The organism is Pseudomonas citronellolis (genome assembly GCF_029335315.1).
GTDB lineage: Bacteria > Pseudomonadota > Gammaproteobacteria > Pseudomonadales > Pseudomonadaceae > Pseudomonas > Pseudomonas citronellolis_A.
The window spans coordinates 1-15,660 of the sequence record NZ_JARJLT010000086.1 but is presented as its reverse complement, the minus strand read 5'-3'; the positions used below and the strand labels follow the sequence as shown (position 1 = coordinate 15,660).

Here is a 15,660-nt window from a genome sequence, read left to right as displayed (position 1 = left end):
GCTAGACCCAGCCGCGCTCGGCCATGGACAGCGGCTCGCCGTCGCCGACGATGAAGTGATCGAGCACGCGCACGTCCACCAGCGCCAGGGCGTCTTTCAGGCGCCGGGTGATCTGGCGGTCGGCCTCGCTCGGCTCGCTGATGCCGGAGGGGTGGTTGTGGGTCAGGATCAGCGCCGCGGCGTTGTTCGCCAAGGCCCGCTTCACCACCTGCCGTGGATAGACACTGGTAGTGTCGATAGAGCCGTGGAACAGCACCTCGAAGGCCAGCGCGCGGTGCCGGCCGTCGAGGAACAGGCAGCCGAACACCTCATGCGCCTCGTGGCGCAGCCGTGACTTGAGGTAGTCGCGCACCGCTTGCGGGCTTTCCAGCGCCGAATCGCGCCGCAACTGCTCGGCCAGGTGGCGCCGGGCCATTTCCAGCACCGCTTGCAGTTGCGCGTATTTCGCCCGCCCCAACCCCAGGTGGCTGCTGAAGCTGGCCTGGTCGGACTCCAGCAGGGCGCGCAGGCTGCCGAACTCGTTCAGCAGGCGCCGCGCCAGGTCCACCGCGCTGCAACCGGCCACGCCGGTGCGCAGGAATATCGCCAGCAGTTCGGCGTCGCTGAGGCTCGCGGCGCCCTGTTCGAGGAGTTTTTCCCGCGGTCTTTCCGCCGCCGGCCAGTGTCGGATGCTCATGCCACCTCCCTGTAGTGGCGCCCGCTGTGTCGGCGCGGGCGCTGTGCTATCTTAGCCCGTCCCTTGCGCGCGACCGGAGGCCTGGGGAGGCGTCTCCGGACTAGCCGCGCGTCATCCAATTCCGAAGATAAGGCGGGCCTATGCAGCGGCTCTATAGAAAACGCATCGTCCTCGGCGTGGGTGGCGGCATTGCCGCCTACAAGAGCGCCGAACTGGTCCGCCGCCTGCGCGACCAGGGCGCGGAAGTCCGCGTGGTGATGACCCAGGGCGGCCGTGAGTTCATCACCCCGCTGACCCTCCAGGCGCTGTCCGGCCACCCGGTGCACCTGGACCTGCTCGACCCCGCCGCCGAAGCGGCCATGGGCCACATCGAGCTGGCCCGCTGGGCCGACCTGGTACTGATCGCCCCGGCCACCGCCGACGTCATGGCGCGCCTGGCCCAGGGCGTGGCCAACGACCTGCTGACCACCCTGGTGCTGGCCACCGACGCCCAGGTCGCCCTGGCCCCGGCGATGAACCAGGCCATGTGGCGCGACCCGGCCACCCAGGCCAACGCCGAACTGCTGCGCGGCCGTGGCCTGCGCTTCTTCGGCCCGGCCGCCGGCAGCCAGGCCTGCGGCGACGTCGGCCCCGGACGCATGCTCGAGGCCGAGGAACTGGCCCAGCGCGCCGCCGACTGCTTCGAATTCCTCTCGCTGACCGGCCAGCACGTGCTGATCACCGCCGGCCCGACCCAGGAAAACATCGACCCGGTGCGCTACATCACCAACCACAGCTCCGGGAAGATGGGCTTCGCACTCGCCGAGGCCGCCGCCGAAGCCGGCGCGCGCGTCACCCTGGTGACCGGCCCGGTGCACCTGCCGACACCGGACCGGGTGACCCGCGTCGACGTGGTCAGCGCCCGCGACATGCTCGCCGCCTGCGAAGCGGCGATGCCGGCCAACGTGCTGATCGCCGCCGCCGCGGTGGCCGACTACCGCCCCGAACTGGTCGCGACGCAGAAACTGAAGAAGGACCCGACCAAGGGCGACGGCCTGCTCCTGCAACTGGTGCGCAACCCGGATATCCTCGCCACCCTCGCCCAGCGCGCCGACCGGCCGTTCAGCGTGGGCTTCGCCGCGGAGACCGAGAACCTGCTGGAATACGCCTCGCGCAAGCTCAAGGACAAGAACCTCGACCTGATCGTGGCCAACGACGTGGCCAACCCCTCGATCGGATTCAACAGCGAAGAGAACGCGATCACCGTGATCGACCGCGAATTGCACGAAACTGCCTTCGCCCAGACCAGCAAGGGCAAGATCGCCCGCCAGCTGATCGCCTTCATCGCCGACCGCCTGAAACAGAACTGAGAACCCGATGCATTCCCTGCAAGCCAAGATCCTCGACCCGCGCCTGGGCGCCGAATTCCCCCTGCCGCAGTACGCCACCCCCGGTTCCGCCGGCCTGGACCTGCGCGCCATGCTCCAGCAGGACACCGTCCTGGAGCCGGGCCAGACCCTGCTGATCCCCACCGGCCTGTCCATCTACATCGCCGATCCGGGCCTGGCCGCGCTGGTCCTGCCGCGCTCCGGCCTGGGCCACAAGCACGGCGTGGTGCTGGGCAACCTGGTCGGCCTGATCGACTCGGACTACCAGGGCGAGCTGATGGTTTCCTGCTGGAACCGCGGCAACACCCCGTTCACCATCGCCATCGGCGAGCGCATCGCCCAGCTGGTGCTGGTGCCGGTGGTGCAAGCGCATTTCGAGCTGGTCGACAGCTTCGACGAAAGCCAGCGTGGCGCCGGTGGTTTCGGGCACTCGGGCAGCCACTGACCTCATATTCCAGGATGAATCGCCGAGGAGACGTTGCATGAAACTTTTCCAACGCACTGCCAAGGACACGGCCGACCTGCCGGAAGTCGCCGCGCCGAGCAAGGCCCCCGCGGGCCCTGCCGTCCGACCGGAACTCAAGTCGCTGCTGCCGGCCTTCGGCGTGGCGATCCTCGGTGTTGGCGCCGCCGGCGCGCTGCTCTGGCTGAGCCTGTTCGGCAGCGCCGAGCAGCTGCATCGCCAGCAGGTCGCCGGGGCCTGGGCCGAGAGCCAGGCCGGCGCCCTGCGCCAGGCCCTGGCCCAGCTCGCCGCCGACACCCGCACCCTGGCCGGCACGCCCGAGCTGCTGCCGGCCCTGGGCGACGCGACGCGTACCCGCGCCGAAGAGAACGCCCTGAGCCACGGTCACCTGGACGGGCTGGTGGACGCCCACCTCAACGCCCCCGGCCAGGCCAGCCAGGACAACCAGCGCCCCGGCCCGCTGAACTATGCAGCGCTGGACATGCTGCGCCGCGTCGAAAGCGGCCAGAATGTCGCGCCCGAGGCCTACCGCGTCGGCCAGCGCTGGCTGCTGTACAGCGCCAGCGCCCTGCGCGGCGCCGACAACGGCATCCAGGGCAGCCTGATGCTGGTCTTCGACCTGCAGCGCCTGCTCAACGCCCTGCCCGCGCAGCCCGCCGACGTCGGCCAGCTGACCCTGGCCCAGCAGTTCGGCAGCGCCCCGGCGCAGGTCCTGCTGCAACGCGGCGAAGCCGGCAGCGGCGCGCCCATGTCCCTGGGCAGCATCAATTCGAACTGGAAACTCACCTTTACCCCCGGCCCGGCCATCGACGCCACGCTCTATTCGCCGACCCTGCTCGGCCTGGCGGCGCTGCTCGCCCTGGCCGGCGCGCTGCTCGGCGTCTACCTGGCGCAGAGCGGCCTGCTGCGCCGTCTGCGCCTGGACGCCCAGGCAATCGGACAGTTCCTTCAGGAACTCGGCGGCCAGCGCAGTGCCAAAGCACCTGAAGTCAGCCTCTCTGCCCTGCAGCCGCTGGCCCAGGCGCTGGCCCGGCAACCGAAACGCAAACTCGACACCCCGGCCCCCGCCAGCCCCGCGGTAGCGACCCCGGCGCCCAAGGCGGCGGTGGAAGCCAGCCCTTCGCCGGCCCGCATCGACAAGCCGGCAGGCGCCGAGGCGCAGTTGGTCGACCCACTGTTCCAGAACACCGATATTCTGGACATCGACATTCTTGATGAAGACCAGGACCTCCTGGGATTGGAGCACACCCCCGCCATGAGCACGCCCAAAGCACCGCAACTGCCAGCCAGCATCTTCCGCGCCTACGACATCCGTGGCGTGGTGGGCGACACCCTGACCGCCGAGACCGCCTACTGGGTCGGCCGCGCCATCGGCTCCGAGAGCCTGGCGCGCGGCGAACCCTGCGTCAGCGTCGGCCGCGACGGCCGCCTGTCCGGCCCCGAGCTGGTGCAGCAGCTGATCCAGGGCCTGCTCGACTGCGGTTGCCAGGTCACCGACATCGGCATGGTGCCGACCCCGGTGCTGTACTACGCGGCCAACGTCCTGGAGGGCAAGTCCGGGGTGATGCTCACCGGCAGCCACAACCCGCCGAACTACAACGGCTTCAAGATCGTCGTCGCCGGCGAGACCCTGGCCAACGAGCAGATCCAGGCCCTGCGCGAGCGCATCGAGAACAACGACCTCGCCAGCGGCGTGGGCAGCGTGCAGCAGGTCGACATCCTGCCGCGCTACTTCAAGCAGATCCGTGACGACATCGCCCTGGCCAAGCCGCTGAAAGTGGTGGTGGACTGCGGCAACGGCGTCGCCGGCGTGATCGCCCCGCAACTGATCGAAGCCCTGGGTTGCACCGTCATCCCGCTGTTCTGCGACGTCGACGGCACCTTCCCCAACCACCACCCGGACCCGGGCAAGCCCGAGAACCTGGAAGACCTGATCGCCAAGGTCAAGGAAACCGGCGCCGACCTCGGCCTGGCCTTCGACGGCGACGGTGACCGTGTCGGCGTGGTGACCAACGAAGGCACCATCATCTACCCCGACCGCCTGCTGATGCTGTTCGCCAAGGACGTCGTCTCGCGCAACCCGGGCGCCGACATCATCTTCGACGTCAAGTGCACCCGCCGCCTGATCTCCCTCATCAGCGGCTACGGCGGCCGCCCGGTGATGTGGAAGACCGGCCACTCGCTGATCAAGAAGAAAATGAAGGAAACCGGCGCCCTGCTGGCCGGCGAGATGAGCGGCCACATCTTCTTCAAGGAACGCTGGTACGGCTTCGACGACGGCATCTACAGCGCCGCCCGCCTGCTCGAAATCATCAGCCTCGACAAGCGCGACAGCGAGCGCGTGTTCTCCGCCTTCCCGCTGGACATCTCCACCCCGGAGATCAACATCACCGTCACCGACGAGAGCAAGTTCACCCTCATCGACGCGCTGCAGCGCAACGGCCAGTGGGGCGAGGCGAACCTCACCACCCTGGACGGCGTACGCGTGGATTACCCCAAAGGCTGGGGCCTGGTACGCGCCTCCAACACCACCCCGGTGCTGGTGCTGCGCTTCGAGGCGGACTCCGAAGCCGAACTGGAACGCATCAAGGACGTGTTCCGCAACCAGCTCAAGGCGGTCGATCCCGCCCTGGCCATTCCCTTCTGACCTGAACCATGCCGGAGTCCAGCACCATGTCCCAGAGTCGCGATGACGCAGCCCAGGTAGCCCGCGTCCTTGCCGAAGCGCTTCCCTACATTCGCCGTTTCGTAGGCAAGACGCTGGTCATCAAGTACGGCGGCAACGCCATGGAGACCGACGAGCTGAAGAACAGCTTCGCCCGCGACGTGGTGCTGATGAAGGCGGTCGGCATCAACCCGGTGGTGGTGCACGGCGGCGGCCCGCAGATCGGCGACCTGCTCAATCGCCTGTCGATCGAGAGCCACTTCATCGATGGCATGCGCGTCACCGACGCGCAGACCATGGACGTGGTGGAAATGGTCCTCGGCGGCCAGGTCAACAAGGACATCGTCAATCTGATCAACCGCCATGGCGGCAGCGCCATCGGCCTGACCGGCAAGGACGCCGAGCTGATCCGCGCGAAGAAGCTCACCGTGACCCGCCAGACCCCGGAGATGACCAAGCCGGAAATCATCGACATCGGCCACGTCGGCGAAGTCACCGGGGTCAACACCGACCTGCTGAACATGCTGGTCAAGGGCGACTTCATCCCGGTGATCGCGCCCATCGGCGTCGGCGCCAACGGCGAGTCCTACAACATCAACGCCGACCTGGTGGCCGGCAAGGTGGCCGAGGCGCTGAAGGCCGAGAAGCTGATGCTGCTGACCAACATCGCCGGCCTGATGGACAAGCAGGGCCAGGTGCTCACCGGGCTGACCACCGAACAGGTCGACAGCCTGATCGCCGACGGCACCATCTACGGCGGCATGCTGCCGAAGATCCGCTGCGCCCTGGAAGCGGTGCAGGGCGGCGTGACCAGCGCGCACATCATCGATGGCCGCGTGCCCAACGCCGTGCTGCTGGAAATCTTCACCGACAGCGGCGTCGGCACCCTGATCAGCAACCGCAAGCCGCGTCACTGATCGACAACCGCCACGGCGCCCGCCGTGGCGGTCCCTCCCCCTTCCCTTCGGAGGCCGCGATGCCTTCAGCCTTTCCCGAGCGCAGCGAGTTCCGCTTCTTCCACGGCCTGCGCGTGCGCTGGTCGGAAGTCGATCCCCAGGGCATCGTCTTCAACGGCAACTACCTGACCTACACCGACGTAGCCACCACCGAGTACTACCGCAACCTGGACATCAGCTACCCGGCCGACCTGCTGCGCGGCGGCGGCGACCTGTTCGCGGTGAAGAGCAGCCTGGAGTACTACGCCCCGGCACGCTACGACGACTGGCTGGACATCGGCGTGCGCGCCGCGCGCCTGGGCCGCAGCAGCCTGACCTTCCAGGTGGCGATCTGGTGCGACGGCCAGCCGCTGACCCTCGGCGAGCTGATCTACGCCCACGCCGACGAGCAGCGCCAGAGCCAGCCGTTGCCGGACTGGCTGCGCGAGCGGATCAGTGGTTTCGAGCGCTTCCCCGAGGCCTGAACGGCCTCAGTGGCTGGCGCCCAGCAGCTGGGCGAGGCGCGCGCGGTCGGCGTCGAACGCGGCGGCGGCCTGGACGCGCAACTGCTGGTAGTGCGCGATGTCGCTGGTCAGGCGCTGTTCCTCGTCCTTCAGGTTGCCCAACTGGTCGATCAGCTGTTGCGGCACCTGGCGTCCCGCGCGCTCGGCGTCGGCGGCCTGGGCCTGGAGGTTGCCCTGCTGGGTCTTCAGCGACTGCAGGTTACCCCTGGCCACGCTGCTCAGGCCGTCCAGCTCGGACATCTTGCGCTCGCGGGCGCGATCGACGTCCTCGACACTGGTGTACAGCCGCAGCAACTGGGCGTCGGAACTGGCCTGGGCGGCGGCGGCCTTGCGCTGCTTGAGTTCCTCGGCGGTCGGCGCCGGCGGCACCACGCGGATCACCCGGCCCTGCTCGTTGAGCACTTCGTAGCCCTTGCCGATGTACTGCGACGGCACGCCGAGACGGTCGATGACCGTCACGCCCTTGTCGTCGACGTAGCGATACATCTCGACGCCACCGCCGGTGGACGGCTTGCCGGCGGAATTGGCCGCGTGCGCGGCACCCGCCAGCGCCAGGGCCAGCACCCCCATCAACATCCCGTAGCGGACAGCACCCTGCTTGGCCATGCCGACACCCTGTTCTGGTTGTGGATCAGATCCCGTACTGCGCGCGATAGGCCTCGACCGCCGGCAGATAGCGCTTGAGCTCCGCGTCGCCGGCCAAGTATTCGAGCACCTGCTCCAGGGACACGATGCTGACCACCGGCATGCCGAAGTCGCGTTCGACTTCCTGGATCGCCGACAGCTCGCCCTTGCCGCGCTCCTGGCGGTTCAGCGCGATCAGCACGCCGGCAGCCTTGGCGCCCTGGCCGTCGATGATCTGCATGACCTCGCGAATCGCGGTGCCGGCGGTGATCACGTCGTCGACGATCAGTACCCGGCCGGTCAAGGGCGCGCCCACCAGGGTACCGCCTTCGCCGTGATCCTTGGCTTCCTTGCGGTTGAAGCACCAGGGCAGGTCGCGGCCATGCTGCTCGGCCAGGGCTACCGCTGTAGCGGCGGCCAGCGGGATTCCCTTATAGGCCGGGCCGAACAGCACATCGAAATCGATGCCGCTGTCGACCACCGCCGAGGCGTAGAAACGCCCCAGCTGGGCCAGCGCCAGGCCGCTGTTGAACAGGCCTGCGTTGAAGAAATAGGGACTGGTGCGCCCGGACTTGAGGGTGAACTCGCCGAAGCGCAGAACGCCGCGCTCGATGGCGAAGCGGATGAAATCGCGTTGATATGCCTGCATGGGAATAGAACCGGCCGGTATGAATTTAGCTAAACCGTTTGAGCTCGGGTATCATACACACACGTGATTTTGGGGGCCATTTATGCGGATCATCAGTGTGAACGTGAATGGTATTCAGGCTGCAGCCGAGCGGGGATTGCTCAGCTGGTTGCAAGCCCAGAATGCCGACGTGATCTGCTTGCAGGATACCCGCGCCTCCGCTTTCGATCTGGATGACCCGTCCTACCAGCTGGACGGCTACTTCCTGTACGCCTGCGACGCCGAAGTGCCCAGCCAGGGCGGCGTCGCAATCTATAGTCGTCTGCAACCCAAGGCCGTCATAAGCGGGCTGGGTTTCGAGATGGCCGATCGTTACGGGCGCTACCTGCAAGCCGATTTCGATAAGGTGAGTATTGCCAGCATTCTTCTGCCGAGCGGGCAGGAGGGTGACGAGAACCTGAACCAGAAGTTCAAGTTCATGGAAGACTTCGCCGGATACCTGAACAAGCAGCGCCGCAAGCGCCGCGAGTACATCTACTGTGGGTCGCTGTACCTGGCCCACAACAAGCTGGACGTGAAGAACTGGCGCGAATGCCAGCAGATGCCCGGCTTCCTCGCGCCCGAGCGCGGCTGGATGGACGAAGTGTTCGGCAACATGGGCTACGTCGACGCCCTGCGCGAGGTCAACCGCGAAGGCGACCAGTTCAGCTGGTGGCCGGACAGCGAGCAGGCCGAGCTGCTGAACCTGGGCTGGCGCTTCGACTACCAGATTCTCACCCCGGGTCTGCGCCGCTTCGTGCGCAGCGCCAAGCTGCCGCGGCAGCCGCGTTTCTCCAGCCATGCGCCGCTGATCATCGACTACGACTGGTCGCTCAGCATCTAAGGCTCGGAAACGAAAAAGCCGGCTCAAGAGCCGGCTTTTTCATGCGCGCGAATCGCGGGCAGAGCCCGCTCCTGCAAGAGCTACTTCAACGGCCGCCAGGTGAAGGGATAGCGGTAGTCGCGGCCCTCGTTGGCCTTGACCCCGGCGATCACCGTCAGCACCAGGGCGCCGGCGCTGACCAGCGCCAGCAGCAGGAAGCCGACCACCAGCAGGCAGAGGAACAGGCTCACCAGCAGCGCCAGGCTGACGGTGATCTGGAAGTTCAGCGCCTCCTTGCCCTGGCTGTCGACGAAGGGATCGGACTCACGCTTGATCTGCCAGACGATCAGCGGACCCAGCAGGTTGCCGAACGGGAAGACCAGGCCGAGGAAGGCGGAGAAATGGCAGAACATCGCCCATTGCCGGGCGTCCTGGCTCGGTCGTGGCTGCAGTTCGTCGCTCATTCCCCGCCTCCTTCGCGTCAGTCGGCCAGCGCGGCGCGCTGCAGGTCGAAGATTTCCCGCATGCCCTGCTGCGCCAGCTCCAGCATGGCATTCAGCTCTGCCGGCTGGAACGGCTCGCCTTCGGCGGTGCCCTGCACTTCGATGAAGCCACCGGCTTCGGTCATGACCACGTTCAGGTCGGTCTCGGCGGCGGAGTCTTCCGGGTAGTCCAGGTCGAGCACCGGCACGCCCTGGTAGATGCCCACGGACACCGCCGCGACCATCTGCTTGAGCGGGTTGCCCTTGAGCGCGCCACGCTTCTTCAGCACCGCCAGCGCGTCGATCAGCGCGACGGTGGCGCCGGTGATGGACGCGGTGCGGGTACCGCCATCGGCCTGGATCACGTCGCAGTCGATGTACAGGGTGTTCTCGCCCAGCTTGGTCAGGTCCAGCGCGGCGCGCAGCGAACGGCCGATCAGGCGCTGGATCTCCAGGGTGCGGCCGCCCTGCTTGCCACGGCTGGCCTCGCGGGCGTTCCGCTCGCCGGTGGAGCGCGGCAGCATGCCGTATTCGGCGGTCAGCCAGCCCTGGCCCTGGCCCTTGAGGAAGCGCGGCACACCGCTTTCGGCGCTGACGGTGCAGATCACCTTGGTGTCGCCGAACTCCACCAGAACCGAGCCCTCGGCGTGCTTGGTGTAGTGGCGGGTGATGCGGATCGGGCGCAGCTGGTCGGCGGCGCGGCCACTGGGACGGTTCATCGAGACTTCCTTTGCAATTGGATCGGATACAGGCCGCCATTATAGAGGCCCCGGCGGGCAGGCAACCACCGCCGGCGTGCGGCCCCCGGCCGCGCTGGGGTACAATTGCCGGTTCACGATGACATTTCGTCGCTTTTCCACCGAATCTCCGCGAGGTAGCCCCATGGTGCACAGCATGACCGCCTTCGCCCGCGTCGAACGGGCCGGGACCAATGGCAGCCTGAGCTGGGAGCTGCGCTCGGTGAACCACCGCTACCTGGAACCGAACCTGCGCCTGCCGGAAACCTTCCGCGACCTCGAAGGCCCGGTGCGCGAGGCGCTGCGCCAGGGCCTGTCGCGCGGCAAGGTGGAAATCACCCTGCGCTTCAACGAGGACAACGCCGGCAAGCCGCTGCAGGTCGACCGCGAGCGCGCCGCGCAGCTGGTGGCCGCCGCCGAAGGCGTGGCCGCGCTGATCAAGCAGCCGGCGCCGATCGACCCGCTGGCCGTGCTGTCCTGGCCGGGCGTGCTGGTGGGCGACGCCGCCGACCCGCAGGCGCTCAACGCCGAGGCCATGGCCGCCTTCACCCAGGCGCTGGACGAGCTGAAGGCCGGCCGCGCCCGCGAAGGCGCGGAACTGGCGCGGATCATCGACGAACGCCTGGGCTCCATGCAGGAAGAAGTGGCCAACCTGCGCGAGCTGGTGCCGCAGATGCTCGGCAACCAGCGGCAGAAGATCCTCGACCGCTTCGCCGAACTGAAGCTGGAAGCCGACTCCCAGCGCCTGGAGCAGGAAATGGTCCTGCTGGCGCAGAAGAGCGACGTCGCCGAGGAACTCGACCGCCTGAGCACCCACGTCGCCGAGGTGCGCCGCGTGCTCAAGGCTGGCGGCGCCGCCGGCCGGCGCCTGGACTTCCTCATGCAGGAGCTCAACCGCGAGGCCAACACCCTCGGCTCCAAGGCCTTCGACCCGCGTTCGACCCAGGCCGCGGTGAACCTCAAGGTGCTCATCGAACAGATGCGCGAGCAGGTCCAGAATATCGAGTGAGGCGTGCGCCCGCTCTCCACCCATAATCCCAGGAACCCGTCATGTCCGGCACCCTGTACATCGTTTCCGCTCCCTCCGGCGCCGGCAAGACCAGCCTGGTGAAGTCCCTGCTCGAGGCCATGCCCAGCGTGCGCGTCTCGGTCTCCCACACCACCCGTGGCATGCGCCCGGGCGAGGTGGACGGGGTGAACTACCACTTCATCGGCCGCGACACCTTCACCTCGATGCTCGAACGCGACGAGTTCCTCGAGCACGCGGAAGTCTTCGGCAACCTCTACGGCACCTCGCAGCGCTGGGTCGAGAAGACCCTCGCCGAAGGCTACGACCTGATCCTCGAGATCGACTGGCAGGGCGCCCAGCAGGTGCGCCGGCTGATGCCCCAGGCGCAGTCGATCTTCATCCTGCCGCCGAGCCAGCACGCCCTGCGCCAGCGCCTGACCAACCGCGGCCAGGACAGCGACGAGGTGATCGACGGGCGCATGCGCGAAGCCGTCAACGAAATGAGTCATTACGTCGAGTACGATCACCTGGTGATCAACGACGATTTCGCCCATGCTCTGGAAGACCTCAAGGCGATCTTCCGCGCCCGCCAGCTGCGCCAGGACGCGCAACAGAAGCGTCACGAACAGCTGCTGGGCGAATTGTTGGCGCCGTCCGCATAACAAACGGCCCTTCCATAAAGATTGGCGATTTTTTAGACTATCCAGTCCGCCCGGGAATCCGGGTTCAATTTTTTCGCAACGAGGAACACCATGGCCCGCGTCACCGTCGAAGACTGCCTGGACAACGTCGATAACCGTTTCGAACTGGTCATGCTCGCCACCAAGCGCGCTCGCCAGCTGGCCACCGGCGGCAAGGAGCCGAAGGTAGCCTGGGAAAACGACAAGCCCACCGTGGTCGCCCTGCGCGAGATCGCTTCCGGCCTGGTCGATGCTGAAGTCGTTCAGCAGGAGGACGTGGTTGAAGAAGAGCCGCTGTTCGCCGCCTTCGAAGACGAGGCCAACAACGAGGCCCTGTAAGTCGATGACCGGCCGACGACCACAGGCGCCGTCCACTCGGCGGGGGGTGATGCCTTGCCGAGCATAGATGCCTTCGCCGATCGGCTGTCGAGCTACCTCGGCCCGGACCAGGTCAACCTGGTCCGCCGTGCCTACTACTACGCCGAGCAGGCCCACGACGGGCAGCGCCGCCGCAGCGGCGAAGCCTACGTCACCCATCCGCTCGCCGTCGCCAACATCCTCGCCGACATGCACATGGACCATCAGAGCCTGATGGCGGCCATGCTGCACGACGTGATCGAGGACACCGGCATCGCCAAGGAAGCGCTCACCGCGCAGTTCGGCGAAACCGTCTCGGAACTGGTGGACGGGGTCAGCAAGCTGACCCAGATGAACTTCGAGACCAAGGCCGAAGCGCAGGCCGAGAACTTCCAGAAGATGGCCATGGCCATGGCCCGCGACATCCGCGTGATCCTGGTCAAGCTGGCCGACCGCCTGCACAACATGCGCACCCTGGAAGTGCTGTCCGGCGAGAAGCGCCGGCGCATCGCCAAGGAAACCCTGGAAATCTACGCGCCCATCGCCAACCGCCTGGGCATGCACAGCATGCGCGTGGAATTCGAGGACCTGGGCTTCAAGGCCATGCACCCGATGCGCTCCGAGCGCATCCGCCAGGCGGTCAAGAAGGCCCGCGGCAACCGCCGCGAGATCGTCGGCAAGATCCAGGAATCACTGGTCAACTGCCTCGCCCGCGAGGGCATGGAAGGCCAGGTCCTGGGGCGCGAGAAGCACCTGTTCAGCATCTACAAGAAGATGCGCGGCAAGCGCAAGGCGTTCAACGAGATCATGGACGTCTACGCCTTCCGCATCATCGTCGACAAGGTCGACACCTGCTACCGCGTGCTCGGCGCCGTGCACAACCTGTACAAGCCGTTCCCCGGTCGCTTCAAGGACTACATCGCGATTCCCAAGGCCAACGGCTACCAGTCGCTGCACACCACCCTGTTCGGCATGCACGGCGTGCCCATCGAGATCCAGATCCGCACCCGCGAGATGGAAGAGATGGCCAACCACGGCATCGCCGCGCACTGGCTGTACAAGTCCAGCGAGGAAGAGTCGCAGAAGGGCACCCACGCGCGCGCGCGCCAGTGGGTCAAGGGCATCCTCGAACTGCAGCAGCGCGCCGGCAACTCGCTGGAATTCATCGAGAACGTGAAGATCGACCTGTTCCCGGACGAGGTCTACGTGTTCACGCCCAAGGGCCGCATCATGGAGCTGCCCAAGGGCTCCACGGCGGTCGACTTCGCCTACGCGGTGCACACCGACGTCGGCAACAGCTGCATCGCCTGCCGCATCAACCGGCGCCTGGCGCCGCTGTCCGAGCCGCTGCAGAGCGGCCAGACGGTGGAGATCGTCACCGCGCCGGGCACCCGGCCGAACCCGGCCTGGCTCAACTTCGTGGTCACCGGCAAGGCGCGCACGCACATCCGCCACGCCCTCAAGCAGCAGCGCCGTTCCGAGTCCATCAGCCTCGGCGAGCGCCTGCTGAACAAGACCCTCGCCGGCTTCGACAGCCACCTGGAGAAGATTCCGGGCGAACGCATCCAGGGCGTGCTCAACGAGTACCGCATGGAGGTCTTCGAGGACCTGCTGGAAGAGATCGGCCTGGGCAACCGCATGGCCTACGTGGTCGCGCGCCGCCTGATCTCCACCGAGGGCGAGGCCGCGCCGAGCGCCGAGAGCCCGCTGGCCATCCGCGGCACCGAGGGCCTGGTGCTGAGCTATGCCAAGTGCTGCACGCCGATTCCCGGCGACCCCATCGTCGGCCACCTGTCGGCCGGCAAGGGCATGGTGGTGCACCTGGAAAGCTGCAAGAACATCAGCGAAATCCGCAACAACCCGGAAAAATGCATCCAGCTCAGCTGGGCCAAGGATGTCACCGGCGAGTTCAACGTCGAGCTGCGTGTCGAGCTGGAGCACCAGCGCGGCCTGATCGCCCTGCTGGCGACCAGCGTCAACGCCGCCGACGGCAACATCGAGAAGATCAGCATGGACGAGCGCGACGGTCGCGTCAGCGTGGTCCAGCTGGTGGTCAGCGTGCACGACCGCGTGCACCTGGCCCGCGTCATCAAGAAGCTGCGCGCGCTCAAGGGGGTGGTCCGGATCACCCGCGTGCGCAGCTGACAACCCACCTCGGCAAGGAGTCGACATGACCAAGACCGTTATCCACACCGACAAGGCCCCGGCGGCCATCGGCACCTACTCCCAGGCGATCAAGGCCGGCAACACCGTCTACGTCTCCGGTCAGATCCCGCTGAACCCGCAGACCATGGAGCTGGTCGAGGGCTTCGAGGAGCAGGTCGTCCAGGTGTTCGAGAACCTCAAGGCGGTGATCGAGGCTTCCGGCGGCTACCTGCACGACGTGGCCAAGCTGAACATCTTCCTCACCGACCTGAGCCACTTCGCCAAGGTCAACGAGATCATGGGCCGCTACTTCACCCAGCCCTACCCGGCACGCGCCGCCATCGGCGTGGCCGCCCTGCCCAAGGGCGCCCAGGTCGAGATGGACGCCATCGTCGTCCTGGAGTAACGCTCTCCAACCGAACGGGGCCCTCGCGGCCCCGTTCGTTTTTCCCGTGTAAGCCCGCAAGGAGCACCCCGCATGCGTCGCGCCCTCCTCCTGAGCGCCCTCCTCGGCCTGCTGACCGGCTGCGCCGGCAACCAGGATCCGTCCGGCACCTGGATCAACCAGGCCGCCATCGACGCCGCCAGCAAGAGCGGCAAGCTGCGCGAAGCGCTGCTGGCCTACGGCCCCAACCTGGAATGGCGGCTCGACAGCAAGAATCACCAGGCTTCCTACAGCAACGGTTTCGAACAGGGCGAAGGCCAGCTGAGCCAGGACCCGTCGAACAAGAAGCGCTGGCAGGTGGCCTTCTACGGCAGCAAGCAGGAAGAGCTGGCGGTGGACGGCAAGCAACTGCTCCAGGTGGGCAGCGACAACTGGCCGGAACAGCGCTTCGCGCGCCCCGCCGATCCGACCCAGGCGCCCATCGGCGCCAGCTTCCAGCGCGCCCTGTACGGCAGCTTCCTCAAGGGCACCTGGGTGATCAAGGAAGGCCAGGGCGAAGGCGCCAAGGTGACCTTCCAGGCCGACGGCCGCGTCGAGGGCATGCCCGCCGCCGACCGCTATGCCCTGTGCCTGGCCGGCGACTGCGCGGCCATGAGCGGTAACAACGACAGCATCTGGCTGCAGCAGGGCCGCCAGGGCCGCGAGTACCTGTTCCAGCGCGAAGACGACAAGCTGGAACTGTTCGAAGCGGTGAACCGCGCCCAGGCCGACGAGATGCCCGAGTACGCCCCGGGCCAGCGCGTCTGGCTGCTGGAGCGCGACTGAGCCCGCGGCGCCGCCCGCCCCGGCGGCGCCTTCAGCGCAAGCCCAGCCACACCAGCCACAGGCCCAGCGCCAGCAGCAGCGCGCCGCACAGCCGGTCCAGCGCGCGCACCCGGCGCTGCAGCCAGCCGCGCCAGCGGCGGCGATCGAGCAAGCGCACCAGGGCCAGGTCCCACAGCAGCACCACCGCGCCCATCCACAGCACGCACACGCCGAGCCCCCAGGGCGGCAGCCGGAACTGCCCGAGCACGCCGAACAGGCCGGTGTAGAAGATCGCCAGCTTGGGGTTCAGGCAACTG

The 15,660-nt window shown here is 67.3% G+C and carries 18 protein-coding genes; 12 read left to right on the top strand and 6 right to left on the bottom strand.

All coding sequences use genetic code 11. The features are described from left to right. Window position 1: 1 nt before the first annotated feature. Entirely contained in the window at window positions 2-676 is a 675-nt protein-coding gene (gene radC, locus P3W75_RS07565; RefSeq protein WP_276226749.1) for a RadC family protein, read from the bottom strand. 140 nt (window positions 677-816) lie between these two features. Here radC and coaBC point away from each other — a divergent pair, with 140 nt between their 5' ends. The 5 genes from coaBC to P3W75_RS07540 are packed head-to-tail and all read left to right on the top strand — an operon-like array spanning window position 817 to window position 6,591. Next, window positions 817-2,025 carry a bifunctional phosphopantothenoylcysteine decarboxylase/phosphopantothenate--cysteine ligase CoaBC gene (gene coaBC / locus P3W75_RS07560; RefSeq protein WP_276226748.1) on the top strand — a complete coding sequence of 403 codons (1,209 nt, stop codon included), beginning with the start codon at window positions 817-819 and terminating at the stop codon, window positions 2,023-2,025. Between the two features lie 7 nt (window positions 2,026-2,032). Further along, window positions 2,033-2,488, top strand: a complete 456-nt coding sequence (gene dut / locus P3W75_RS07555) for a dUTP diphosphatase (protein WP_276226747.1) — start codon at window positions 2,033-2,035, stop codon at window positions 2,486-2,488. A gap of 37 nt (window positions 2,489-2,525) precedes the next feature. Further along, complete coding sequence (locus tag P3W75_RS07550; RefSeq protein WP_276226746.1) at window positions 2,526-5,153, top strand: phosphomannomutase/phosphoglucomutase; 2,628 nt, start codon at window positions 2,526-2,528, stop codon at window positions 5,151-5,153. 26 nt (window positions 5,154-5,179) lie between these two features. Then, complete coding sequence (gene argB / locus P3W75_RS07545) at window positions 5,180-6,088, top strand: acetylglutamate kinase (protein ID WP_276226745.1); 909 nt, start codon at window positions 5,180-5,182, stop codon at window positions 6,086-6,088. A gap of 59 nt (window positions 6,089-6,147) precedes the next feature. Further along, entirely contained in the window at window positions 6,148-6,591 is a 444-nt protein-coding gene (locus P3W75_RS07540) for an acyl-CoA thioesterase (protein WP_276226744.1), read from the top strand. Between the two features lie 6 nt (window positions 6,592-6,597). Here P3W75_RS07540 and P3W75_RS07535 read toward each other — a convergent pair whose 3' ends face one another. After that, a complete protein-coding gene (locus P3W75_RS07535; RefSeq protein ID WP_430765349.1) occupies window positions 6,598-7,236 on the bottom strand; it encodes a DUF4124 domain-containing protein in 639 nt (212 codons plus the stop codon). Window positions 7,237-7,261: 25 nt separating this feature from the next. Continuing rightward, window positions 7,262-7,903: an orotate phosphoribosyltransferase gene (pyrE, locus tag P3W75_RS07530; RefSeq protein ID WP_276226743.1), complete on the bottom strand. Its 642-nt coding sequence runs from the start codon at window positions 7,901-7,903 to the stop codon at window positions 7,262-7,264. Between the two features lie 82 nt (window positions 7,904-7,985). Here pyrE and P3W75_RS07525 point away from each other — a divergent pair, with 82 nt between their 5' ends. After that, window positions 7,986-8,765: an exodeoxyribonuclease III gene (locus tag P3W75_RS07525; protein ID WP_276226742.1), complete on the top strand. Its 780-nt coding sequence runs from the start codon at window positions 7,986-7,988 to the stop codon at window positions 8,763-8,765. An 80-nt stretch (window positions 8,766-8,845) separates the two neighbouring features. Here the strand turns inward: P3W75_RS07525 and P3W75_RS07520 are convergent, their stop codons facing one another. Together P3W75_RS07520 and rph are read right to left on the bottom strand one after the other, a co-directional pair. Next, complete coding sequence (locus tag P3W75_RS07520) at window positions 8,846-9,208, bottom strand: DUF4870 domain-containing protein (RefSeq protein WP_276226741.1); 363 nt, start codon at window positions 9,206-9,208, stop codon at window positions 8,846-8,848. A gap of 17 nt (window positions 9,209-9,225) precedes the next feature. Next, complete coding sequence (gene rph, locus P3W75_RS07515; RefSeq protein ID WP_276226740.1) at window positions 9,226-9,945, bottom strand: ribonuclease PH; 720 nt, start codon at window positions 9,943-9,945, stop codon at window positions 9,226-9,228. 163 nt (window positions 9,946-10,108) lie between these two features. On the opposite strand from rph, the gene P3W75_RS07510 reads away from it, so the two are divergent. From P3W75_RS07510 to P3W75_RS07485, 6 genes are all read left to right on the top strand, one after another. Continuing rightward, window positions 10,109-10,972 carry a YicC/YloC family endoribonuclease gene (locus P3W75_RS07510; protein WP_276226739.1) on the top strand — a complete coding sequence of 288 codons (864 nt, stop codon included), beginning with the start codon at window positions 10,109-10,111 and terminating at the stop codon, window positions 10,970-10,972. Window positions 10,973-11,013: 41 nt separating this feature from the next. Then, entirely contained in the window at window positions 11,014-11,634 is a 621-nt protein-coding gene (gmk, locus tag P3W75_RS07505; RefSeq protein ID WP_276226738.1) for a guanylate kinase, read from the top strand. A 90-nt stretch (window positions 11,635-11,724) separates the two neighbouring features. Further along, window positions 11,725-11,991, top strand: coding sequence for a DNA-directed RNA polymerase subunit omega (rpoZ, locus tag P3W75_RS07500; RefSeq protein ID WP_009614145.1), 267 nt, complete (start codon window positions 11,725-11,727; stop codon window positions 11,989-11,991). Window positions 11,992-12,045: 54 nt separating this feature from the next. Then, the gene (spoT, locus tag P3W75_RS07495) at window positions 12,046-14,154 is read left to right on the top strand and encodes a bifunctional GTP diphosphokinase/guanosine-3',5'-bis pyrophosphate 3'-pyrophosphohydrolase (protein ID WP_276226737.1); all 2,109 of its coding nucleotides are present in this window, start codon (window positions 12,046-12,048) and stop codon (window positions 14,152-14,154) included. Window positions 14,155-14,179: 25 nt separating this feature from the next. After that, window positions 14,180-14,560, top strand: a complete 381-nt coding sequence (locus tag P3W75_RS07490) for a RidA family protein (RefSeq protein ID WP_009614149.1) — start codon at window positions 14,180-14,182, stop codon at window positions 14,558-14,560. A gap of 72 nt (window positions 14,561-14,632) precedes the next feature. Next, on the top strand, window positions 14,633-15,364 hold the full coding sequence (locus tag P3W75_RS07485) for a hypothetical protein (RefSeq protein ID WP_276226736.1): 732 nt from the start codon (window positions 14,633-14,635) through the stop codon (window positions 15,362-15,364). Between the two features lie 31 nt (window positions 15,365-15,395). Here the strand turns inward: P3W75_RS07485 and P3W75_RS07480 are convergent. Further along, window positions 15,396-15,660 (bottom strand): LysE family transporter (locus P3W75_RS07480; RefSeq protein ID WP_346429852.1); only part of this gene is annotated, 265 nt, incomplete at its 5' end.